This is a genomic window from Arthrobacter sp. zg-Y238, from assembly GCF_024385525.1.
GTDB lineage: Bacteria > Actinomycetota > Actinomycetes > Actinomycetales > Micrococcaceae > Arthrobacter_B > Arthrobacter_B jinronghuae.
Map to the genome: position 1 here is coordinate 209,017 of NZ_JANFLU010000001.1, position 23,599 is coordinate 232,615.

Genomic DNA, 23,599 nt, shown 5'->3' on the forward strand with positions numbered 1-23,599 from the left:
GCAGTGCAGACAAGGAATATCAAGTAAGTGGTTGAAACAACTCCCGCAGAACTGGACGCCGCCCGGAAGATCTTCGGTGACCGTCTGGAACTGGCTCAAAGATACGTAGAGCACCTCGCGACGTCGGGCATGGAACGGGGCCTTCTCGGCCCGCGGGAAGTTCCGCGGCTCTGGAGCAGGCACGTCCTGAACTGCGCTGTGGTGGCCGAGCTGATCCCTGCGAATGCCACCGTTGCCGATGTGGGCAGCGGTGCCGGGCTGCCCGGCCTGTGCCTGGCCATTGCCCGGCCCGACCTCAGCATGACGCTCATAGAGCCGCTTGAGCGGCGGGTCATTTGGCTCAATGAGGTGGTCACGGATCTTGGACTCGACAATGTCCGCGTGATCCGCGGCCGCGCAGAACAGGTAGTCGACGAGGTAAACGTGGATGTAGCCACGGCCCGGGCTGTCTCGGCCCTCGGCGGATTGGCCGGACTGACGGTGCCCCTGCTGCATGGCAGTGGCCAGGTGCTGGCCATCAAGGGCCGCAGCGCCGAAGAAGAAGTGCAGAAGGCCGCGAAAGCAATCCGCAAGTTGGGCGGACGGGATACTGCGGTGCTGACCGTAGGGGCAGACGTCCTTGAAGAACCCACCACGGTGGTACGCATAACTGTGGGGTGAGGAGCCCGACACCTTAGCTTTCATGCACACACCCATGCCGGTCCCGGGGAATGGCCGCGAAGCGGATAGTCTAGATGAACTAATGCCTTAACGCTTTATGTTGGAAAGTGAGCATGACCAGGTGAGTGCGCGTGATTCTGCCGCAAAACGAATTCCTCCCTTCGCCGCACTCGGTTCTGCCCTGTCCGCCTCGTTCGGTAGAAAGCAACCACAAGTGGTTGTGGAAAAGCCAGCGATCGTTTCACGTGAAACGGTGCCGGCCGAGCGGTTGGAACCCGCTAAGTCGCTGGAACCCGCTAAGTCGCTGGAACCCGCTAAGTCGCTGGAACCGGCCGAGCAGTTGGAACCCGCCCAGACTGAAAGCAGTGCCGCACTCGTGCAGGCCCCCCGAGCTATCGAAGGTGGTGTATCCGAAGGAGCCGCTCCTGTGGCGACCTCGGAAGACGTTATGGATTTGATGGACGAGAGCACCCCGCTGGCGCGGGAACTGGCCAGTGAAAACCGGCGTCGGGAGAAGCTTCGCGGACGCGTTTTGCCGCGGCCGCCCCAGACGCGCATCATGACGGTGAGCAACCAGAAGGGCGGGGTGGGGAAAACGACCACCACGGTCAACCTTGCTGCTGCCCTGGCGACCGCCGGCCAGAACGTTTTGGTTATCGACATCGATCCGCAGGGAAACGCATCTACGGCCCTTGGCATCGACCACCGTGCTGACGTGGAGAGCATCTACGATGTACTGATCGATGACCTTCCGCTGGCCAATGTGGTTGCGCAGTGCCCGGACATCAGCAACCTCATCTGTGCGCCCGCGACTATCCACCTCGCCGGGGCAGAAATCGAACTGGTTTCCCTGGTTGCGCGTGAACAGCGTTTGAGCCGCGCCATCAATGTCTATGCGGCCGAACGGGAAAAGCAGGGGCTGGAGCGCCTGGACTACATATTCATTGACTGCCCGCCGAGCCTCGGCCTGCTTACCGTCAATGCCTTTGTAGCGGCAAGGGAAGTCCTGATCCCGATCCAGTGCGAGTACTACGCGCTCGAGGGCCTCAGCCAGCTGCTGAAGAATATCGAGATGATCCAAAAGCATTTGAACGCTGATCTGGTTGTCTCCACGATTCTGCTCACCATGTACGACGGTAGAACGAATCTCGCCGCACAGGTTGCGGCCGAGGTACGCGAACACTTCCCCGAGCAGGTGCTGCGCGCGGTCGTTCCGCGGTCGGTACGCGTTTCGGAGGCGCCGAGCTACCAGCAGACCGTGATGACGTATGACCCGTCTTCAACTGGTGCGCTTTCCTATTTGGAAGCGGCAGCCGAGATAGCCCAGCGCGCCTAGTGACACCCCGGCGGGGTTCGGCTGCCAGCTAGCTTCCGCGCCATAGAATACTCTCACAATCAATCCGTGCCGCTTGAAGTGCTGGCATAAGGGAAGGACTTACCCATGGCCGAGAAGCGTCGGGGTTTAGGCCGCGGTCTGGGAGCTTTGATTCCTAGCAGTGCGGAGCCTGCGGAGACAGAAAACCCGAACCAGGGAACCGTTACTCCTGGGCGTCCGGCTGATTTGTTCTTTGCTGCAGCGGATGAGTCCCGCTCCCAGTTCGGCGGTACGGGTCCGCGCAGGGGCGCAGGCATTAACAAGGAAGCGCTTCGCGGTCCGGCAAAGAAGTCGACCACGCGCAGCTCCGCGTCCCGTCCGGAAGCCCGCAAGCCTGCGGAGGCAGAGGCTCCCAGCCCTGCTCCGGCTGCCAAACCCGACGACTCAGGGGCCGCAGGGACGGTTGCTGGGTCAACCCCGGCCCCCACCCCGGGTTCCACCAACAAGGGCGCCAAGGCGGCTTCCAAGGCCACCCAGAGCGACGTAAAGGGTGCGGCGAAGACCAAGCCCTCCGACGGTCCTCAGGCTGCGGTTGAAGCCACGCAGGCCGCTCCGGTGCCTGCTCCGGCGGATGCGGCTAAGGAAGCACCGGTTCAGGATGCTGTTGGCCCGGCGGATGCGGATGTTTCCCGTGAAACATCGACCCCGGATTACAGCGGGGAGGAAGGCCTGGTTCAGGTGCCAGGTGCAACGTTCGCCGAGCTTCCTATCGATTCGATTCATCCGAACCGTAAGCAGCCTCGATCGGTCTTCGATGAAGATGACATGGCCGAACTGGTACATTCCATTCGGGAAATCGGCGTACTCCAGCCGATCGTCGTTCGTCCCTCGCTCGAGGGCGATGCGGAGCACCCCTACGAACTTGTTATGGGTGAACGGCGCTGGCGCGCGTCGCGCGAAGCAGGACTCTCCTCGGTGCCGGCTATCATCCGGTCCACCCAGGATGTTGACCTTCTCCGGGATGCACTCCTCGAGAACCTGCACCGCAGCCAGCTGAACCCGCTGGAAGAAGCTGCTGCATACCAGCAGCTTCTGGATGACTTCGGTTGCTCCCACGAAGAACTCGCAGATCGCATCGGCCGCTCCCGGCCCCAGGTAACCAACACCCTGCGGTTGATGAAGCTTCCTCCGTTGGTTCAGCGCCGCTTGGCCGCCGGAATTCTGTCTGCTGGGCATGCACGCGCATTGCTCGGGCTTGGGGATCCTGCTGAGATGGAGAAGCTGGCGCAGAAGATCGTAGCCGAGGGCCTTTCCGTTCGTGCCACCGAAGAGATCGTTTCGCTTGCGGACGGCCTGCGGAAGCCAGCCAAGACATCGAAGCCAAAGATCGGCGCCCGGCACGAACGGCTGGATTATCTGGCGACGTCCCTCGCTGACCGCCTGGACACAAACGTCAAGATCACCCTTGGTGCGCGGAAGGGTAAGGTCAGTATCGAGTTCGCCAGCGTGGATGACCTGAATCGTATTATGGGTGTCCTCTCTACGCCCGCGGAGTAGTTCCTAGCCCAACGAGGTGCCTAAAGGGCCGGTGTTTCACGTGAAACCCCGGCCCTTAGTGCTTTCTGAGGAAAGGTCGCATGGGCAGGTCTGCCGGGATCGGCTGTCACCGTGCAAGCTCGGCGGCCGCCCACGCTACTGCGATCGAACGGTTGAGCGGGTCTACGGACCGTAGGCGGCCGGTTTGTTCCGCTGCCGCCCGTCTTATATTGCTGTTGATGTGTCAGATGCTCGCCCCGGGACGCATGTACCGTGCACCGACACACTGGACGGTAGCTCCGTCGGTATGAGGCAGTCTCCACCAAGTTCCCGCTTCTCGTCGTTTCACGTGAAACAGACGTGGCCAGGGCGGTGAACTTGCTCCACGTCTCTGATCCCTGGCCTGAAGGGCGGGACTGCAGCTCCGATGCATCGGCCAATGCTAAGTTTCACGTGAAACCCAGTTCCAGCTACGGCGGCAATACCTACACCTTGTGGTCTCGCGCCTCAACTGCCGCAGCCCTCCATTCGACCACCTGACTGGGCGAATACATGCCCGGCGGGCGTACTGAGCCGGTTGAAGTCGTGTCGAGCTACGTCCACGTCTTGTGATTGCGGTTTCCTTGAGTCGGGTGCGCGTAGTGCCTGGTCGCCGGCGAATCCCACCGGCGAAACCCACGGTGCCAGTGAACCTTAGGCGCCAGCACGTCTGAACCTTAGGCGCCAGCACGTCCCAGGTTACTTGGACGTGGATAGAACCGGTTCCGCGACTAGCGCGGTCGCGAACCGCCCATGGGTTGATGGAACCGGTTCTGGGCCACGGATCGGACCGGTATCCGTATGCAAACTAGGCGCCGCGGTGCCCCTCTCAGGCCGACACGGCTGCACAGCATCAGCTGATTGCCGCCCTGCTGGAGGCTGAGACGAGCGGCAGGACTTGGGCTGTTTCACGTGAAACGACGTGCTTGCAGACAGCGTGGACGCCCGGCACGCGTTAGTGGAGCGCCTTCCGAAATCATGCGGGCACTGTCCGGCCGGGTGGTCGCCCGTGTACTGGTATCTGGGTGGCCATCGGCGGTAGTGTTGACGGCCATTGTCGAGGGTCGAACACGGTCCTTCACTGACTCATAGGGACAGGCTGATGGCTTACGATCATACCCCGCCACCGGCATCGAGGTCCTGGCGCTGTGCCACACCTCGGGAAGCCAGATGAAACCGTGCGCTGTAAATGTGGGGCGGGCGAAGCGCAGCGGTCCTTCATTCGGTTTGGCGGTAAGTGTGAAGCGCAGCGGTTCTTCAATAGGTATTGGGCCTGCGCCACGCTGCGAATTGTTCGTATTCCCCTGGTAGCCCCGTACTCCCTTGGTAGCCCCGCACTGTTTCACGTGAAACTACCCGGGCGTGTGGTCAGGGAGGCACTTAGCTAGGCCCATGAGAAAGGCGTGCGTCCACCGGACATGGTGGAAAGCGAGCTGAGTGGACGGGTTGTTTAGCAGCCACTCAGTCCGCAATATCGCTGCACGGATGACGGAGGGATCGTAGGAACCGGGCTGCATCTCTTGGCAGCGTTTCACGTGAAACACCAGCCCGCGGGGTAGAGAGGGCGCCCTTCCCCAGGCCGCTGCACCTAGGCGGGCGAGACGTGGGCGCGAGGAACAGGAGGGCTACATGCGGCCGTGGGATCACCCCGTGAAGTCATGGACCACCGAGCCGGGTTCTGTGCACCTAGGCGGGCTGCAGCCCGCCTAGCGGTATATGAGCAGGCTCTGCCTCGCCGCCGGCCCTGCGGTTGCCGACCAGTATCCCGCTTTAACTTGGCGTCGATTACGGGGTGCGGATTCGAACAGCACCCAAGCAGACCTATTGGTCTGGTGCTGACAAGGGCCGGGCCCAAGGCGCCCGAGAAGGGCCCCACGGACTCTACTTCCACCGGAGCTCGAGGCTGGAACTACACGGGAGCAATTAGCAGGATGCCGGCATGAAGGATTCACGTGACTGCTGGACCCGGTTGGGTGTTATCCCGTGTCATGTGTCGCCGAGGCTCCAGGCAGAGGTTCCAGAGCGCCGCACACGACGCCACAGTTGCTTAGCGAAGATAGAAACAACTGAACCGAGAACGCAGGTGACGGCTGGCGCATGCGGCACCACGGGTAGCGGCCGGTATCTTTCCAAACCTGGAGGAGTGCCGCGCCGGATACCGCCAGCCTATCCCCGTGCCGGAAAGTACGTCGGGCGGCCGTCCCGCTAAAGCCAAGTCCGTGCTCAACGTGTGGATGGAGGTGGGGCCTCCGAAGACCCGCTCGGCCTGCCGTCCGCGGTTGAGCTTCTCCTGGCCGGCTAGGGTTTGTAGCCGTCGAGTGTTTGCCGCTCCTGTGATTCTTCCAAGCGTCCGATCGAGCCTGGCTGCGCTTCGGCTAAGTGCTGCCGGACGTCGCCAGTGGGGGGCGTCCTTGTCTGAGGCTGGATGTGTTCCTCATTTAACCTGGTCGAAGCAGCACCGGACACCGGACACCGGACACCGGACACCGAACACCGCACCGCACCGCACCGCGCTGACCAGTTCCGCCCTCGACGCCGTGTTTCACGTGAAACGAGGACAGGGTGGATGGTGGAGCACGGTGGCTCAAGAATGCCTATCCGGCGGAAGGATTGGCCGATGCGGGCTGTTCATCGGTTAGCTTCCGCATTCTTCGCAGGGGTGACAGCGCGACCGGCAGGAAGGCTACACAGGCGGCCGCCGCCGCGATCCAGAGTGCTGCCTCCGCTCCATACAGCTGCCCAAGCACTCCGCCCAGCAACGCGCCGACGGGCTGAGTACCCCAGACCAGGAAACGCATGGTTGCGTTCATGCGGCCCAGCAAGCGGTCCGGGGTCAGTCTTTGCCGAAAGCTCACTTGAGTGACGTTGTAGACCACCGTGCCGAAGCTGGCCACGGCCAGTCCAGCCGCGCCCAACCAAACCGACCATCCGCCTCCCGCAGCAGGCAACAGAAGAGCAAAAGGCGCTGTCACAGCCATGGACAGCCAGATGGCAGGTCCTTCACCCAGCCACAGGGTTAGCCGCCGGGTCACCAGCGCGCCGGCAAGGCCGCCAACCCCAAGAACCGAAAAGACCATGCCGATTTGGTGCGCACCAAGGCCAAGCTCTCTCGGAAGGAAGAACACCAGCATCGCCATGTACGCGGCAAAGGCCAGGTTGAACAATGCTGTGGCACCAGCAATGGCCCGCAGCAGGGGGTTGCCCAGAACGAAACGCAGGCCCTCTGCGATGCCCCCCCAGCTGGGATCCCGGCACTGGCTCTGGCTTGGGCTGCCGGTGACGCATGCGCCCAATGAACAGCGCGGACAATCCCATCGCGATTGCATCCAAGGCCAGGGCAATGGGCGCCGTCAGCCAGGCAATGAGCTGGCCGGCTGCGACCGGACCCCCAAGTTGGGCAACTGAGTGCACCGTTTCCAACTTGGCATTTCCTTCGACCAAATGGTCTCGCCCGATAAGTCGCGGCAGATAGCTTTGGTAAGCGACGTCGAAGAAGACGCTGAAAACGCCGATAAGCAACGCCACGACGTAAAGCTGCCAGACTGTGAGTACCCCAAGCCACCAGGCGAGCGGAACAGTGAGCAGGACCGCCGCCCGAATCAGGTCCGAAGAGACGAGCACTTGGCGGTAGCGCAGCCGATCGACCCATACTCCGGCGGGCAGTCCGATCAACAGGAACGCAACGGTGCCCATGGCCGAAAGCAGTCCAACTTCGAATTCACTGGCCGTCAGTGTCACCACCGCCACGAGTGGCAGCGCCAGGCCCGAAACCTGCTGCCCTAGCTGGCTCAGGGAAGTGGCATAGAACAGGAATCGGAAGTCGTGATCCCGTAGGACCCCGCCAGGGGCCACAGCCGCGTCGCCGTCTTCAGTCGTCATGCGGTTGACTCTGACCAATCGATTGATCTTTGTCAATAGGCCTTCTGGTATTGTGCACACATGACAGACGAGAGCGGCACGGTCCCTCGGCGGTCAGCAAGCGAGGAAGAGGCGAAAGCCCTTGCATCGGCAATGCGTATCCGCATTTTGCGCCTCTGCAGGAAAGAGCAGCTGACCAACAAGGAAATTGCGACCAGGCTCGCAGCCAATCCGGCGACAGTGCTCTATCACGTCCGCAAGCTCGTCTCAGTAGGTTTCTTGGAACCGCAGGAGGCGCGGTCCGGGCCGAGTGGCGCATACGAGATCCCTTACAGCGCCACGGACAAGTCATGGCAGTTAAACCTCGATGGCCGGGATCTCCGCTTGCGGGGCGCAGCTATCGGCGCGTTTGTTTCCGAGGTCGGACAGGTCCCCGCGTCGGAACAGGTCCAAATCTCCCGGCTAGGTATACGTCTCACCGAAGAGGGACATGCCCGGCTCCTCGAACGCCTCCAGGCTCTGCTGGATGAGTTCGAAGCCGAAGAACCTCCTGAGGGCAGCACACACTACTCGCTTTTTATGGCGATCCATCCTGACTCCCCACCCGAAACGCAGCTAGAGCGGCAACCAGGCAATGCCCGCAAAGCCAACCCCTGACGGTTTAGCAGGGGCTTATTTTGACCAGGTCACCCAGGGCACCCAGGTCACCCAGGTCACCCAGGTCACCCAGTGCACCCAGGGCTACACGGCGGCGGGGAGCGTGTTGTTTCACGTGAAACGGTTACCTGATTGACTGCAGCCGTTCGGCCGCGTCGATAAAGGGCTGGAGCGGCGGAGTGAAGAAAATCGCGCCGGCAAGTCCGCCTCTGCGCAGGGTCGCCCCGATGTGCACCGGAGGTACGAGGCGGAGCCTCGCAATGGCGGCAGCATCCATACCCCAAGGGACCCCGCGCCCGCCGAGCGCCGGAATCCGCAGCGTCGGATGCTCCGTCGAGGCAACCGCATACAGGGAGCTGGTCAGTTCCATCATTTGCGCCGGGGTCCCGATGGAGACCGGGCTCAGCGCGGGAGCCGCCGCCGCAGCGGCGCCGCCCAGCCCCAGTGTTTCCATGATCAGGCTGTCGCCACCGCTGTACCCCAGATCAGCGGACGTCCAAGGCGCCATGAGTTTGCCGGAAAACCCGGCGATCGGCGGCAGTGGTGTACGGAACCACTGGCCCGGCACGCCGGAAACCCTGACCGCGAACTCCTTCTCGTTCATTGCCATGGCCGTGACGATGGAACTGCCCGGAATTGACTCTGCTCCATCTGCAATCACCTTTGCGGCTGCCATGGCGACGTGCAGGAAATGGAATTCCGCTGTGTCGAGGTACGCCAGCAATGAAGCAGCCTCCGGGCCATCGCCCGGACGCCGGAGGATGCGTTCCAGGACGGCATTCCGGAACAGAAGCCCGGCAGCGGTTTGCCTTCCGTGGAGTTCATCGCCCATCGCCAGCGCCTGCCCCATGATGGGCAGGAGCGGTATCGGAGATTCCCGGAGGAGCTGCGCCAAGGCCGGTGCCACGTGGTTCCTGATTCGGGCCAGATTGTCGTCAACCGCTGGTCCCTGGGATCCGAAGGTAAGCGCCTGCGTCCCTGGACCTTCATTCATCCTGCACGTAGCGGTGCGCCCGGACAGGCGGTCCTGCACCACCAGCACGGGCATGGAGGCAGAGCAAACCCCCGTAAGCGAACCAACGGCACCGTACTCGTGGCAGGAGCCCAGCCGGATCTCCCCCGAGTGAAGCAAGGCGTCAGCCTCTGCCGGGGTGGCAGCGAGCCCTTCGAATACGGCGGCGCCAACAACCGCCAAGCGTTGGCAACCGGTGTAATCCTGCCACTGCATCAGCGGTCCCGAGACGAGGATGGTCTCCTCAGTCATGCCCGGGACTGCCTCCAGAGCTGGGAGGATGTCGATCAGCTCGGGCTCCGCGGAGAGCATGGCCTCGACAGCTGCTTGGTTGGCAGAGAGGCGGGAAGCCTCCCTCGACGTCGTTGTCATACTGTTGCCGCCGCCATGGCATTCCCCCGGACCGTCATGCCAGAAGCATGGCACACGGCACGGTACGTTGGTGCGATGAATGATGGCGGGTTGCCCGGCGTCCCGGGTGCGGTCGCCCGGGCCTACGACGCCGTTGCGCGGGCCTACGCGGAACTGATCCCGACGCCGGGCGGGGCCGGGGGGCCGGAGGATGAGCTGGACCTGGCCATGGTGCGCAGGTTTGCCGGCTTGCTGCCGGCCGGAGCCGCCGTCCTGGATGCGGGCTGCGGAGCCGGGCGGATGATTAGCTATCTCGACGCACTGGTGCCAGTGGCTATCCAAGGGTGCGACATTTCGGAAGGTATGGTCCGCCAGGCACGGAAAGCCCATCCGCAAAGGCGGTTTGAGGTAGCTGCGATATCCTCGTTGCCCTACGCCGACGGATCATTTCACGGGGTGCTGGCCTGGTATTCGATTATCCACACCCCGGCTGCAGCACTACCGGAGGTTTTCGCCGAGTTCCGGCGGATACTTCGCCCCGGTGGACGGCTCCTGTTGGGTTTCCAAGCGGGGTTAGGGCCCCGCAGAATCACAAAGGCCTACGGACAAGAAATGGAACTTACTGCCTACCTCCACGACATCCCAAAAACAGCCGCGGTGCTGGAGGGAGCAGGTTTCCAGATCCAGGAAAGCCTGAGCCGCCCCCCGACCGTCGGGGAAGGCCATGCACAGGGATTCATCAGCGCACAATGCCCTTAGCTGACAGGCCCGGCGGGAACCTCAGGATGTCCTGCACAGCGGACGCTCCGACCTCACGGAGAGTGAAAAACGCGGGATCTCCGCGCTCAGTACCGGGTTTCCATAGGAAACGCCGGACTGTCTAGAGGCCGGAAACCCGTCTCGCAGCCGGTTCTTCCGCCGGGTTGAACTTCAGCACATCGTCAAGGGCCAGGGTGCCTGTGGGCTGGTCCTCCTCCTCGAGGAGGTACAGGCGCTGGATACCAATCACGATTGAATCGGCAACCGTCTGGCGGAAGACCGGATCGGCGAGGCGCTCGGCGTCGTGCGCGTTGCTGAGGTAGCCCAGATCCAGCCCCACGGACGGTACGCCCGGCACCTTCAGAGTGTCCCAGGTCCGGGCATGCACGCCCAGGTTGTCCAAGTCGGTGCGGGCGCCTAGTTCCTTCAAGAGCAGGACGGCGGCCCGGTGGCCGATGGGGGAGCGTGCTTCACCGGTACCCGGCAGGCCCCAGTAGTAGGCAGCCATGCCGGAGGCGGCCTGCTGGTTCAGCCAGTCACAGTGGATATCCAGGTTCAGGCTGGGCACGTTCCGCGGAGATCCCGATTCGGATGCGGCACCGCTTTGCTGCGGAACCAGCCGGGCACCGAATTCACGCAGGATGCGTTCCACACGCCCCGCGATATCCGTGGTGACCAGCAGTTCGGTCAGCGGATCACCGCTGAGCCGCTCGACGCAGTGCGGGGACACCAGCTGCGAACGGCCGATGTTTACGGAAATAACGCGTCCGCGCAGGGCCGCGGTGGAGCGGTCCAGCCGTTCGTAGTCGCGCAGGGCGAATGCCTGGCTGGGCGAGATGGCACGGTTCACCCGGGACATGGACAGCATGGTGTCGCGGTCGCACACGCCGGTGCCCGGCAGCCCCAGGTTCTGCTGCAGCTCGGCCACTGCGTAGCGGGTACGCACTCCGAAACTGCCGTCAATGTGACCGTAGTAGAACCCGAGGTGGGACAGGTGGCGTTGGAGCTCGGCGACGTCGTCGCCCCGCAGCTGCCCGCCCTCAACGTAGTTCAGGGTCCGGTCGCCGAAGCGGAACTGCGCCTCGGACAGGGCCCGCTGGGTGTCCGGACCGGCAACGCCGTCGACAATCAGGCCTCGGCTCTGTTGGAAAGCCCGGACCGCGGCGTCTACGTGGTCATCGAAAACGGTTGGATCATTAACGGCGTCCGGTGCCAGGTAGGACAGGGTGACGCCGGCGCGCAGCAACGCTTCACGAAGCGCTACCACGCGCCGGCCGGCATCCAGCCTCCGCAGGCTTTCACCATGCACAGTCATTGCTATTTACTTCAGGAAGGCCGCGAATTCCTGTTCCAGGACCTGCTTCGGCTTGGCGCCGATGGAAGTCGCCGCAACCTCACCGCCCTGGAACACGTAAACGGCGGGGATGGAAGTGATGCCGTACTGCGCGGCGATCGCGGGGTTTTCATCCACGTTCACCTTCACTACGTCCACCTTGTCGCTGTACTGCGCGGCAATGTCGTCGAGGATGGGGGACAGCATGCGGCACGGGCCGCACCATTCAGCCCAGAAGTCCACGATTACGGGCTTGTCTGCGGTCAGGACATCGGTACCGAAAGAAGCGTCGGTTACTGCTTTTGCACTGCTCATTTTTTGCTCTCCTAAGCGAGGAACGGAATTAGAGGGCTGCGTGTTCGGAAACAGCCTCTGACGGCGGGGTGGGGACCTCCGCCGCAGTGGAGACGGAATCGCCCAGATCGGCGAGGTAGTGTTCGACGTCGACGGCGGCCACACAGCCCGAGCCGGAGGCGGTGATGGCCTGCCGGTAGGTCGGGTCGATGACGTCGCCGGCCGCGAAGACGCCCGGAAGGGATGTCTTGGAGGTACGTCCCAGGACGGCGATGGTGCCCTCCTCGGTGAGTTCAAGCTGGCCGCGGACCAGATCCACCCGGGGGTCGTTGCCGATGGCCACGAACACGCCCGTGACGTTGAGCTCGGATTCGGAACCGTCCTTGGTGCTGCGCAGCACGAGGCCGGTGACCTTGTCCTCGCCGCGGATAGCGGCTACTTCCGAATCCCAGGCGAAGCGGATCTTCTCGTGGGAAAGGGCACGCTCCTGCATGATCTTGGAGGCACGCAGGCTGTCCCGGCGGTGCACCACGGTTACCGAGGAGGCGAACTTCGTGAGGAACAGTGCTTCCTCCAAAGCGGAGTCCCCGCCGCCGATGACGGCGATGTCCTGGCCCTTGAAGAAGAAGCCGTCACACGTGGCACACCAGCTGACACCGCGCCCGGAAAGGCGCTTTTCGTCCGGCAGTCCCAGTTCCCGGTACGCGGACCCGGTGGAGATGATGACTGCGCGGGCGCGGAAGGTTTCGCCCGTACCGATGGTCACCGTTTTGATATCGCCGGTGAGGTCTACCTCTGTGACGTCCTCGAAAAGGATTTCGGTCCCGAATCGAGCGGCCTGCTTTTCGAAGTTGGCCATCAGATCCGGTCCCATGATGCCTTCGGGGAAGCCGGGGAAGTTCTCCACATCGGTGGTGTTCATCAGCTCGCCGCCGGCGGTAACTGAACTCGCAATCAGGAGCGGTTTCAGGTTGGCACGCGCTGCGTAGACGGCAGCAGTGTATCCGGAGGGGCCGGAGCCGACGATGATGACCTCGCGGACGTCGCCGGCAGCGGCGGCGCCGTCGTTGGCTACGGGGTTTTCGGTGCTCACGGGGCGGTGAACCTCTTCCTTGTAGAACTACAGTGTGGAACTAAAAATCGAGATCGAATCCCAAAGGACCGATTCCTATGTGGATCACCCGGCACAACGAATACCGGGCCCAGCTTATTCCGGCAGGCCCGGCGGGGCAGGCTCGTCACGGCTGGGCGGAAGGATCCGAGCGCAGGGGTCAGGACACGCCGATTTCGGCGATCCTAAGTCCCCACGGGTACGCGGCCTGCACCCCGCTGAGGCGGGGCAGCTGCGTGAAGTTGACGATGACGTAGCGGGCAGAAGCAGCCTGCCCGTCCGTCTTCGGCACCGGAATGCTGGTGGTGGGACCGGTGAAGCCGCTCTGGGCAACCGACGTCGCACCCTCCAGATCCGGAGTGTCGTTGAGCATTACGGAGAAGCTGCCACCCGTGCCGTTCAGCTGGGTGATGTTGATCTCATTGATCGCCGATTCCGAACCCAGATCCACCACCATGGCCAGGCTCGGGGCGAGCCCGCCGAACGTGTCGCTGGCATAGACGTAGCTGGACCAGTAGGAGGACGGGTTGCCGTCGATGATCTGCGGCAGGGCGCCGTCGTTGGCGGAATCGAGCTGCGGATTGCCCGGAACCAGACGGGTGATGCCTGCAATCTCGGGTGCCGGTGCAGGTGCGGCGGCGTCCGCGCTCGGGGCGGCCTGCGCAGCCTCCTGCGTCGGTTCCGTGGAGGCACCGGCTTCCGGGTTGGACCCGAACATATCGCCCATTTTGCCGAGCTGGGAAACGGCGAGGACCACTGCGAGGACAAGCACGAGACTCAGGATCGCGCCGATAAGCACGCGGCCGGACTTGCGGTTCGGTTTCTCCTCGGCGCTGTCCTCTTCGAAGTCCTCGTCCGGATCGCCGTACCCGTAGCCGTCATCGTCGTAACTGCCTGCCGCCAGGGCGGACTTGGGGAAGGTCGACGCCGAGCGGGAGTTCCGTTCCGGAACCGGTGCAGCCCGGGGCTCGTCATCTTCCCACTTAGTGACCTTGGCCGGCTGCGCTTCGGCGGCCGACTGCCTGGGCCGGTTAGCGGGAGGCGGGGGGACGTTGGCACCGCCGGTGGCGGCCTCGGCCGGAGCGTCGGCTGACTCGCCGAACTGAAGGTCGCGCTCGGCCGCAGCGGCCCCGGCGCCGGCTCCAGCAGCAGCAGCGGCGCTGCGTCCAAACCGGGGGAGCTTGGGCTTGTGCGCACCGGAGAGCAGCGGCTTGCGCGGCTCACGCGCCTCGTGTTCAACGTAGCGGTCTTCTTCAACGGTTTCCGGCTCGCGGGAGCGGGGCATACCGAAGATTTCCGAGCCGAGGGTGTCGGTAAAGAAAGGCTCGACGTAGGGGGCATCCCGCTCAATCACGAGATCCAGGAGATCCGCCGCGCTGGCAGTATTCGTGACCAGGTAGGTACGGCCGTCGCTGACACCCAGATCCAGCACCTGGACGTTGCCGTGGCGTTCACCGGTGGCGATTTCACGGGCGCTGGCCGAGACCTGGCTGGCATTCACGGGGGCGGCTACGAGGATGCTGACGGAGCGGTTCAGGACCTGGTCCACACCATCGAGCACCATGTCCTGCTCAGCTGAAGCGAGTACCAGGGCTGTCACCTTGTAACGCCCGCCCAGTACTGAACCGACGTCTACGGACTGTGGCACGTGTTCCTCCCATGAAAACGGCAATAAGACTGCGTCAGGCTTATCTGACATTGCGTACTCGGATGTTCGTTCACGGACACGGAACGCGGCCGGCTGCCGCAGCCCTGAACTGCCTGCTTTGTTCCCATGCTACCCGTGCCGTCACAGAATGCCGGAAGCGGCACTTTAGGGAGTGCGCCGGAGTTTGGCAAGGAGCGGTGCCAGGAACGCGTCCAGCTCGGAGACCTTCAGAACGCGCAGCATGAGGTAGTACGCCATGGCCATCAGGGCGCCGCAGACCACCAGGACTACGGTGGCGGAAGGCAGCGATTGCCAGGCAAAGCCGTCGGCCGAGTAGCCGCCCAGCACAGCCAAGGCGGCCGAACCGACGGCGGAAGCAGCCAAAGCGGCAACCACGAGCCGGACGTGGACGTCGAAGACCCGGGCGCCGCCGTAGTCGCCGAGGCTGCGGCGGAGGAAGATGTGACTGAGGACGACGGCCGCGACGTTGCCCAGGGAATAGGCGATGGCCAGGGCGAAGATGATCCGGTCGGCGGGCAAGGTGGCTGCCCCCAGGGCAAGCGTGATGCCGAAGGCCGAAAGAATCAGCTGCATAACGAGCGGGGTCTTCGCGTCCTCGTTGGCGTAGAAGGCACGGTTCATCAGGAAGGTGGCGCTGAGGAAGGGTGCGCTGATCGCCAGCAGCACCAGCACCTGGGCCTGCAGCGCGGCGGAGACATTCGATCCGCCGCTGAACCAGATGCTGATCGGTCCGGCCAGGACAATCAGCACCGCGGAGCAAAAGACGGTGGCCACCCCGATGGCCCGCAGCCCCTGCGACAGGGTCGCCCGGACGCCGTCGTAGTTTTTCTCCGAGTAGGCGTGGGACATCTGGTTGAAGAGCACCGTGGCGAGGGACAACGTGATGACGGAGTGCGGAATGATGTACAGCATCGACGCCGTTTCCAGGTTCAGCTGCCCGGCAATCTCACGGCCCATGGCCTGGTATTCGGGCCGGGCTTCGGAGGCGATCGTGGCCACGGCTGTGTAGACCAGGTAAGCGCCGTTGCCCACAAGCATCGTGATGATGGTCCACTTGGCCACCTTCCCGGTTTCCCGCAGGCCCACCCCGCGAAGCCCGAACGAGGGACGCAGCCCCAGTCCAAGGCGGCGCAGCGGGACCAGCAGGATCAGTGCCTGCATCACAATGCCGAGGGTGGTGCTGCCGGCCAGGATGACGGTGGCCTGGGTAGTCCAGTTCTCCGGAGAGAACGACGACGTCTCCTCCCTGCCGATGAACGTAATGAAGACGAGCAGGCCGGCGATCGCGATGATGTTGTTGACCACGGGCGCCCACATGTAGGCGCCGAACCTGCCGTTGGCGTTGAGGATCTGCCCGATCACCGCGTAGGCGCCGTAGAAGAAGATCTGCGGGAAAAGCCAGTAGGCGAAGGTGGTCGCCAGGGCCAGCTGGTCCGGGCTCAGCGACAAGACCGTGGACAGGATCACGGGTGCAGCGAGCGTGGCCACGAGGGCTATGCCGGCCAGCACGAGGAGGCAGAGGGTGAGGATCCGCGAAACGTACTCGGCGCCCCCGTCAGGCCGCTTGCTCGCCTTGATGATCTGCGGGACCAGCACTGCGTTGAAGACGCCGCCGGCCACCATCAGGTAGATAAAGTTCGGCAGCACGTTCGCTGAACTGAAGATATCGGTGACCAGTCCGGTGCTGCCGATGGCGATTGCCAACAGGGCGGTGCGGACCAGTCCAAGGACACGGGAAACGAGTGTTCCCGATGCCATCACGACACTCGAACGCGTAGTACTGGGGGCTATGTTCTTTTCGGCCATCGTGACCCTATGTTCTCACCTCCGGTCCGGATTGCCTCAAACGGCGCTGCGCCCCGGGGGAGTCAAAGGTAGCGGGGGAGGATCTCGCGGGCGAGGTCCGCGATGCGGCGCTCGTTGGGGAAGGAGAGCCGCCGGCCGAGCTCCGCCAGCGGAACCCAGGCGACGTCCACGGCTTCGTGGTCCGGATCATTTTCGATGGTCAGGTGCCCGCCGCAGGCTTCCAGGAGGAAGTGGTGGACCGTCTTATGCACCCGGTGCCCGCTGACCGTAAACCAGTAGTCGATACTGCCCAGTGCCGTCAGGATGCGGCCGTCAATGCCCGTCTCCTCCGCAATTTCGCGGATGGCGGCAGCCTGATTGTCTTCGTCGTTTTCGGGGTGGCCCTTGGGCAGGCACCATTCCAGCCGGCCGCCGCGGTTCAGTCGGGCAATGATCGCGACGTGCAGCTGCTCCGTTGAGGTGTCGACCACAATCCCGCCGGCCGAAACCTCCTCCACCGTGGGGAGGGGGGTATGCACCGAATGCGCACCGGCGCCGCCCATTGACGCAGTCAACGGGGTCCGCTTGGGGGCGCTCGGTACGGGATGGGCCATACTCCCACTGTAACGATCTTTGCCGGGGGATGATGACTGTTATGCGGGCTGCCGGAGAGGAAGCGGGAACCCTCGGCGTGTCCGCGCTCCAGCTCTCACCCCTTGTCGGCCTTCACCGTTTTATCTGGCAGGCTTAAAGCACTATGGTGCACCTTTTTGATAGTTCGGCTTTGAAGTCCCCGTTACCCGAGGTGATCCCGGAACTCGGGGCGCGTTTCGAGGATGCCGGATACGAGCTTTCGCTCGTTGGCGGCCCCGTCCGCGACCTGTTCCTGGGCAGGGTTTCCCCGGATCTGGATTTCACCACCAACGCGCGCCCGGACGACATCATCAGGGTCATCAAGGGCTGGGCCGACACTTACTGGGAGATCGGCCGGGAGTTCGGCACCATCGGGATGCGCAAGGACGGCTTCCAGGTGGAGGTCACCACCTACCGGGCCGATGCCTATGATCCCGACTCCCGCAAGCCCGCCGTGGCTTTCGGCGACAAGCTTGAAGACGATCTGTTCCGCCGTGACTTCACCATGAACGCGATGGCGCTGCGGCTGCCGTCGATGGAACTGGTGGATCCCTTTGGCGGCGCCCGCGATCTGCATGCGGGGATGGTGCGTACCCCCGGTGCGCCGTCGACGTCGTTCTCCGACGATCCGCTGCGCATGATGCGGGCCGCCCGCTTCGCCTCCCAGCTGGGGGTGGAAGTGGCGCCGGACGTTTTTGAAGCGATGCGGGACATGGCCGGGCGGATCGAGATCATCTCCGCCGAACGGGTCCGGGACGAATTGACCAAGCTGATCTGCGGCAAGGCCCCGTGGACCGGCGTGAACCTGCTCGTGGAGAGCGGCCTGGCCGACCACGTGCTGCCTGAGGTTTCGGCGCTGCGCCTCGAGATTGACGAGCATCACCGGCACAAGGACGTGTACCAGCACTCCCTGACGGTCCTCCGCCAGGCGTGCGAACTGGAAACCGACGGCGACGGTCCGGTGCCGGCACCGGATTTCGTGCTGCGCTTCGCGGCCCTGATGCACGACGTCGGAAAACCCTCCACCCGCCGCTTTGAGTCGACCGGGTCCGTGAGCTTCCTGCACCACGACGCCGTCGGCGCCAAGCTGACCGCCAAGCGGATGAAGGCCCTGCGGTTCGACAATGACACCATCAAGGCCGTGGCCCGGCTGGTGGAACTGCACATGCGCTTCTACGGCTACGGTGATGCAGGCTGGACCGACTCGGCGGTGCGCCGCTACGTGAACGACGCCGGTCCGCTGCTGCAGCGGCTGCACCGGCTCACGCGTTCCGATGTCACCACCCGCAACCGGCGCAAGGCCGAGCGGCTGGCTTTCGCCTACGACGATTTGGAGCAGCGCATAGCCGCCCTGGCCGAGCAGGAAGAGCTGGCCGCGATCCGTCCGGACCTGGACGGCGAACAGATCATGGCGCTGCTGCAGATCCGTCCCGGACCGGTGGTGGGCCGCGCGTACCGGTTCCTGCTGGAGGAACGGATGGAAAACGGTCCGCGGAGCGAGGCTGAAACAGCTGAGCTGCTCCGCGCCTGGTGGGCGGAACAGCCCGAGAACCAGATTGCTGCCGCTGGCGCAGCACCTGATACAACGGAAAAGGAACCCCAGCGGGAACCGGAAGCATCAGGTACGAACGTGAAGGACAGCGAAAAATGAGCAACGGGGAAAATTTCGGCCCGGCAGTCCCGGACCTGACTCCGTCCGGAACCCGGTTGCCCCGCCTCTGGCTGCTGCGCCACGGGGAAACCGAATGGTCCCGGGAAGGCAACTACACCGGCCTGACGGATATCCCCCTTACGTCCGAGGGTGAGGCCCAGGCTGAGGCCGCGCGGGCCAAGATCGGTCCGGTGACCTTTGACCGGGTACTGACCTCCCCGCTGATCCGTGCCCGCCGCACCGCAGAACTGGTGGGTTACCCCGACGCCGAGGTGGTTCCGCACGCCCACGAGTGGGACTACGGGGACAACGAGGGCCGCAACAGCCGGCAGGTCCGCGCAGAAAACCCCGGCTACCTGATCTGGAAGGACGGCGTGCCCAACGGAGAGACCCTGGCGCAGGTTGCCGAACGGGCCGACCTCATCATCTCCTCCGTGCAGGCCGGCTGCGGCACCGAAATGGACCGCGACCCCGAGGCGACGCCGGTGGAGAAGGTCCTGCTCGTGGCCCACGGCCATTTCCTGCGTATCCTGGCTGCCCGCTGGCTCGGCCTTGCCCCTGAGATGGGCCGGCATTTTGCGCTCAGCACCGCAGCGGTCTGCACTCTCGGCTGGGACAAGCACACGCCCGCCGTTGTCGGCTGGAACCTCTAGTACTGCGACACGGCCCTGCCCGCACGACCCTGGAATAAAAGTTTTTTAGGGAATTTGGAGAAAGTGCTTGGCAGGGCCGTGAAGTCTGTTGTACCTTTCTTTTGCGGGCACATTAATCGTCCGCAATAGACCGAACTGGATTCCCTGCTTACGGAGCTGCTTCTGCAGCTTTACGTCAGTGTCCAGTACCCCGGGTACCGCGAACAGGAGGTGGAGATTGATGAACACTAATGGAATTCACATCGTAGTTACCGGCGGCAAAACCGGCAGCAATCTCCGGCCGTCCTTCCGGAAGTCCCAGGTACCAACCTCGGTCCTCCCCGGTCGGCCCCGCGCCGCTTCCCGGTTTACCGGAACTGCCAGCTGGCCCGTTTCAGCGTAAACGCTGCCGGCCCGGCAAAACAGTCCACCGCCACCGGCGCCAGGTGCTCCCGTCCAGCTCCACACACGCTCTTCCGTCGCCCCTCCCTTTTCGTGGGGAGCTGGCCGGGCCCGTGTAGTGGATTAGCCGCGGAACGGTAGCCGGCATTCCCCTTTGAAAGACATTGCTGCGTCAAAGGTCGGGTATTTCCCGCAAATCGCCTTGACGTCGCTTTAACGTCCTTTATTGGCTCCCTGCGTCATTTCGACGTTATTTTATCCCCTTATTCTTTTGTGCCCTTTTTCGGGCCTTCCTGTCGGAGATTCCAATGCCTGAATTACCCCTGCCCGGTACCACTCTGCCCAAAACCAACCAACCCGGCCCCCGGTCCGGACTTCAGAGCCGGCTACATGCTGCCGCCAGCCTTGATGAGTCGCTGCTGCCCCGCGCACGGCCGCCGGAACAACCCGCTCCTGTCCTGCGACGCGCAGCCAAGGGGGTGTACGCAATGCTCAAGCGACTGCGGAGTTCCTACCTTCGGTCCAGTGCCGTCCATCACGCCCGGATGGACGCGGCCCTGACCGGTGAACAAGGTCACCTGCTGATGCACTACTTCAATTCCGTCAAATAATCGATGGTCCCGCCTGGACCTGTTCAACCGTCGCTGCCCGGCACCCTGTGGATGCCGGGCAGTGCCGTGTCCGGCATCCGGCGGCGAGGGGGCGGACGTGTTCTGGCTGACAGGAAACAAAGCTCGAGCCCGCGGCGTTATAAAGTCGATAGAGAAGTTAACGGTCAGGAAGGGAGCGAAGTGCCCCAGGTCAAGCGTGTGGCCATGCTCTCCCTTCATACCTCCCCGCTTGAACAGCCCGGGTCCGGCGATGCCGGCGGCATGAACGTCTACGTCCGGTCCGTTGCCCTGGAACTGGCACGCGCAGGTACCGAGGTGGAGATCTTCACCCGGGCCACGGACCCGCTGCAGACCGCCGACGTTGCCCTGGCCCCCGGAGTGAAGGTCCGCCACGTGGTTGCCGGTCCCGTCCGCAAGGTGGCCAAGGAAGAGCTGCCGTACCTGGATCTGGCCGGCGCGGTGGCTGAAGCGCAGCCGTTCCTGCTGGACGGCGGCTTCGATGTTGTCCACTCCCATTACTGGGTTTCAGGCGCCGCAGGACTATCCGTGGCGCGGCAGTGGGACCTCCCGCTGGTCCACACCATGCACACCATGGCTCGGGTCAAGAACCTGCAGGGGCAGCCCGGTGAAGCACTCGAGCCGCAGATCCGGATTGACGGCGAGGAGCAGATAGTCCGCGGTGCGACCCGGTTGATAGCCAATACCAGCACCGAGGCCGCCGAGCTGGAAACCTTTTACGGAGCCGATCCGGAGTCCGTCGACGTGGTGGCACCGGGCGTGGACCTGAATGTGTTTTCCCCACGGGGCAGGCCCGGAGTGCAGGCAGGGCTGGGATTCCTCCCCGGGGTCTTCCATGTGGTTTTCGCCGGCCGGATCCAGCGCATGAAGGGCCCCCAGATTCTGGTGGAGGCCGCCGCCGAGCTGCGCCGCCGCCGGCCGGACATCCCCCTGCGCGTAAGCATCCTCGGCGCCGGCAGCGGCTCCTCGGTGCTTGACCTGGCACCGCTGGTCCGCCGGTTGGGACTGCAGGACACGGTGTCCCTGCGCCCGCCGGTCGAGCCACACCAGCTCGCTGCCTGGTTCCGCGCCGCCGACGTCGTGGCCGTGCCTTCCTTCAGCGAATCGTTCGGCCTGGTGGCCCTCGAGGCCCAGGCCTGCGGCACCCCCGTCCTCGCCGCCAATGTGGGCGGGCTGCCCAAGGCCGTGCGCAACGGATGCAGCGGCGTCCTTGTTGACGGCCATGCCCCGGGCCGCTGGGCCGCCGAACTGGAGGCACTCTACGACGGCACCGACCGCCGTCGTGCGCTCGGCGAAGGGGCTGCCGCCCACGCTCAGGCGTTCGGCTGGCGCCGGACCGCCATGCTGACCGCGGAAAGTTACCGTGAGGCGGCCGAGCAGTTCGCCAGCCGCTCCGTGCGCAAGTAGCACTGGGCAGCTCCACAGGCTGCTGCCGCCGCCTCCCTGCTGATAGCTTGTCTTGCATCCATACGACCAGCGGCCGCCAAGGGTTTTCGTTGACGGCACAGTGGAAAGGCAGAAGATGACTGTCGGTGCCGATACGCCCTCGGACCTCGAGATTTCCCGGGCGGCACGCCTGCTGCCCATCACCGAGATAGCCCGCCGTGCGTCCATTCCCGACGCCGCGCTGGAACCCTACGGACGCTACAAGGCGAAGGTTGACCCGGCCCTCCTGCCCGAGAGTCCGGCGCGCGGTCGGGTGGTTTTGGTTACGGCCATGAGTCCCACGCCCGCCGGCGAAGGCAAATCCACGGTGACGGTGGGACTGGCCGACGCCCTCCAGCGGGCAGGCGAAAACGTGATGATCGCCCTGCGTGAGCCGTCCTTGGGTCCGGTCCTGGGGATGAAGGGAGGCGCCACGGGCGGCGGCTACTCCCAAGTGGTGCCCATGGAGGACATCAACCTGCACTTCACCGGCGATTTCCATGCAATCACCGCAGCCAACAACGCGCTGGCCGCACTGGTGGACAACCATATCTTCCAGGGAAACCAGCTGGGGCTGGATCCGCGGCGCATCACCATCAAGCGGGTGATGGACATGAATGACCGCGCCCTGCGGGACATCGTGATCGGCCTCGGCGGTCCGGCGCAGGGGGTCCCGCGGCAGGACGGCTTCGACATCACCGTGGCGTCGGAGGTAATGGCCGTCTTCTGCCTTGCACGGAATCTATCGGACCTGTCCGACCGCCTGTCCCGGATCACGGTGGGCTACACCTATGACCGCCGGCCGGTCACCGTTGCGGACCTCGGTGCACAGGGCGCCATGACGCTGCTGCTGCGCGATGCGGTGAAACCAAACCTGGTGCAGACCCTGGCCGGAACCCCGGCACTCGTCCATGGCGGCCCGTTCGCCAACATTGCCCACGGCTGCAACTCGGTCATTGCCACGGCCACAGCGCGCCGACTTGCGGGCGTCGTCGTCACGGAGGCCGGTTTCGGCGCCGACCTCGGCGCGGAGAAGTACCTGGACATCAAGGCGCGGGTGGCCGATGTCGCCCCGGCCGCCGTCGTGGTGGTGGCCACCGTCCGTGCACTCAAGATGCATGGCGGAATACCCAAGAGTGATCTGGCCGCGGAGAATCTGCCTGCTCTGCAGGCAGGGACGGTGAACCTGCACCGGCATCTGGAGAATATCCGCCGGTTCGGAATCAACCCCGTGGTGGCGGTCAACCGGTTCATCACGGATACCGAGGCGGAACTGCGCTGGCTCATCGACTGGTGCGCGGAGGAGGGCGTGACGGCCGCGGTGGCAGATGTGTGGGCGCAGGGCGGCGGCGGCCCCGGCGGCGACGACCTGGCGGCAGCTGTGCTCCGGGCGTTGGAGCAGCCCTCCGATTTCCGGTTCCTGTATCCGGATGAGCTGCCGGTGGCGGAGAAGATCAGTACCGTGGCCCGGGAAATCTACGGGGCCGCAGACGTCGAATTTTCTCCCCCCGCCCGGCGCCGGCTGCAGGAGATCGAAGAGCGGGGCCTGGAGCACCTGCCGGTCTGCATGGCCAAGACTCCGTACTCCTTCACGGACGACCCCACGGTCCTCGGCGCGCCGGCCGGATTCACCCTCCATGTGCGGGACCTGATCATCAAGACCGGTGCCGGCTTCGTGGTGGCATTGACGGGCGCCGTCATGACCATGCCCGGACTGCCCAGGAACCCGGCAGCGCTGCGCATGGACGTAGCCGCGGACGGCACGCCCAGCGGACTGATTTAAGGGCGGAACGCAGCAATGCCCCCGGTTCCGGAGTCTTCCGGAACCAGGGGCATTGCCGCCGGGGG

The 23,599-nt window shown here is 64.2% G+C and carries 17 protein-coding genes and 1 pseudogene; 9 read left to right on the forward strand and 9 right to left on the reverse strand.

All coding sequences use genetic code 11. The features are described 5' to 3' along the window. The first annotated feature begins 27 nt into the window (after positions 1-27). From rsmG to NNX38_RS01120, 3 genes are all read left to right on the forward strand, one after another. The gene (gene rsmG / locus NNX38_RS01110; protein ID WP_255796324.1) at positions 28-660 is read left to right on the forward strand and encodes a 16S rRNA (guanine(527)-N(7))-methyltransferase RsmG; all 633 of its coding nucleotides are present in this window, start codon (positions 28-30) and stop codon (positions 658-660) included. Between the two features lie 214 nt (positions 661-874). Then, a complete protein-coding gene (locus NNX38_RS01115; RefSeq protein WP_370646348.1) occupies positions 875-1,996 on the forward strand; it encodes an AAA family ATPase in 1,122 nt (373 codons plus the stop codon). A 105-nt stretch (positions 1,997-2,101) separates the two neighbouring features. Beyond that, positions 2,102-3,532 carry a ParB/RepB/Spo0J family partition protein gene (locus NNX38_RS01120; protein ID WP_255796325.1) on the forward strand — a complete coding sequence of 477 codons (1,431 nt, stop codon included), beginning with the start codon at positions 2,102-2,104 and terminating at the stop codon, positions 3,530-3,532. A gap of 2,612 nt (positions 3,533-6,144) precedes the next feature. Here NNX38_RS01120 and NNX38_RS01125 read toward each other — a convergent pair. Both NNX38_RS01125 and NNX38_RS16875 read right to left on the reverse strand, forming a co-directional pair. After that, positions 6,145-6,876: an MFS transporter gene (locus NNX38_RS01125; RefSeq protein ID WP_255796326.1), complete on the reverse strand. Its 732-nt coding sequence runs from the start codon at positions 6,874-6,876 to the stop codon at positions 6,145-6,147. Then, positions 6,809-7,429, reverse strand: a pseudogene (locus tag NNX38_RS16875) (MFS transporter); the annotation flags it as partial. The pseudogene NNX38_RS16875 and the gene NNX38_RS01125, both read right to left, overlap by 68 nt. A gap of 60 nt (positions 7,430-7,489) precedes the next feature. Between NNX38_RS16875 and NNX38_RS01130 the strand changes: the two are divergent. Then, positions 7,490-8,065 (forward strand): winged helix-turn-helix domain-containing protein, encoded by a 576-nt coding sequence (locus NNX38_RS01130; RefSeq protein WP_255796327.1) that lies wholly within the window; start codon positions 7,490-7,492, stop codon positions 8,063-8,065. Positions 8,066-8,189: 124 nt separating this feature from the next. On the opposite strand, the gene NNX38_RS01135 is transcribed toward NNX38_RS01130, so the two are convergent. After that, entirely contained in the window at positions 8,190-9,449 is a 1,260-nt protein-coding gene (locus tag NNX38_RS01135; RefSeq protein WP_255796328.1) for a DUF1116 domain-containing protein, read from the reverse strand. Between the two features lie 75 nt (positions 9,450-9,524). On the opposite strand from NNX38_RS01135, the gene NNX38_RS01140 reads away from it, so the two are divergent. Beyond that, complete coding sequence (locus NNX38_RS01140) at positions 9,525-10,187, forward strand: class I SAM-dependent methyltransferase (protein ID WP_255796329.1); 663 nt, start codon at positions 9,525-9,527, stop codon at positions 10,185-10,187. A 121-nt stretch (positions 10,188-10,308) separates the two neighbouring features. Here NNX38_RS01140 and NNX38_RS01145 read toward each other — a convergent pair whose 3' ends face one another. The 6 genes from NNX38_RS01145 to NNX38_RS01170 all read right to left on the reverse strand — a co-directional run bounded on the left by NNX38_RS01145 (position 10,309) and on the right by NNX38_RS01170 (position 16,993). Then, on the reverse strand, positions 10,309-11,502 hold the full coding sequence (locus NNX38_RS01145; protein WP_255796330.1) for a peptidoglycan-binding protein: 1,194 nt from the start codon (positions 11,500-11,502) through the stop codon (positions 10,309-10,311). Between the two features lie 6 nt (positions 11,503-11,508). Continuing rightward, the gene (gene trxA / locus NNX38_RS01150; protein ID WP_229951243.1) at positions 11,509-11,835 is read right to left on the reverse strand and encodes a thioredoxin; all 327 of its coding nucleotides are present in this window, start codon (positions 11,833-11,835) and stop codon (positions 11,509-11,511) included. 28 nt (positions 11,836-11,863) lie between these two features. Next, positions 11,864-12,907 carry a thioredoxin-disulfide reductase gene (trxB, locus tag NNX38_RS01155; RefSeq protein WP_255796331.1) on the reverse strand — a complete coding sequence of 348 codons (1,044 nt, stop codon included), beginning with the start codon at positions 12,905-12,907 and terminating at the stop codon, positions 11,864-11,866. 178 nt (positions 12,908-13,085) lie between these two features. Next, the gene (locus NNX38_RS01160; protein ID WP_255796332.1) at positions 13,086-14,573 is read right to left on the reverse strand and encodes an ABC transporter substrate-binding protein; all 1,488 of its coding nucleotides are present in this window, start codon (positions 14,571-14,573) and stop codon (positions 13,086-13,088) included. 165 nt (positions 14,574-14,738) lie between these two features. Further along, on the reverse strand, positions 14,739-16,400 hold the full coding sequence (gene murJ / locus NNX38_RS01165) for a murein biosynthesis integral membrane protein MurJ (RefSeq protein WP_255796333.1): 1,662 nt from the start codon (positions 16,398-16,400) through the stop codon (positions 14,739-14,741). Positions 16,401-16,462: 62 nt separating this feature from the next. Continuing rightward, the gene (locus NNX38_RS01170; RefSeq protein ID WP_227920343.1) at positions 16,463-16,993 is read right to left on the reverse strand and encodes an NUDIX hydrolase; all 531 of its coding nucleotides are present in this window, start codon (positions 16,991-16,993) and stop codon (positions 16,463-16,465) included. A 143-nt stretch (positions 16,994-17,136) separates the two neighbouring features. Between NNX38_RS01170 and NNX38_RS01175 the strand changes: the two genes are divergently transcribed. From NNX38_RS01175 to NNX38_RS01190, 4 genes are all read left to right on the forward strand, one after another. Continuing rightward, a complete protein-coding gene (locus tag NNX38_RS01175) occupies positions 17,137-18,663 on the forward strand; it encodes a CCA tRNA nucleotidyltransferase (RefSeq protein ID WP_255796334.1) in 1,527 nt (508 codons plus the stop codon). Further along, positions 18,660-19,316 carry a histidine phosphatase family protein gene (locus NNX38_RS01180; RefSeq protein ID WP_255796335.1) on the forward strand — a complete coding sequence of 219 codons (657 nt, stop codon included), beginning with the start codon at positions 18,660-18,662 and terminating at the stop codon, positions 19,314-19,316. Before NNX38_RS01175 ends, NNX38_RS01180 begins: the two co-directional genes overlap by 4 nt. Positions 19,317-20,488: 1,172 nt before the next feature. Next, positions 20,489-21,733 carry a D-inositol-3-phosphate glycosyltransferase gene (mshA, locus tag NNX38_RS01185; protein WP_255796336.1) on the forward strand — a complete coding sequence of 415 codons (1,245 nt, stop codon included), beginning with the start codon at positions 20,489-20,491 and terminating at the stop codon, positions 21,731-21,733. A gap of 115 nt (positions 21,734-21,848) precedes the next feature. Next, on the forward strand, positions 21,849-23,534 hold the full coding sequence (locus NNX38_RS01190; RefSeq protein WP_255796337.1) for a formate--tetrahydrofolate ligase: 1,686 nt from the start codon (positions 21,849-21,851) through the stop codon (positions 23,532-23,534). The last annotated feature ends 65 nt before the right edge of the window (positions 23,535-23,599 follow it).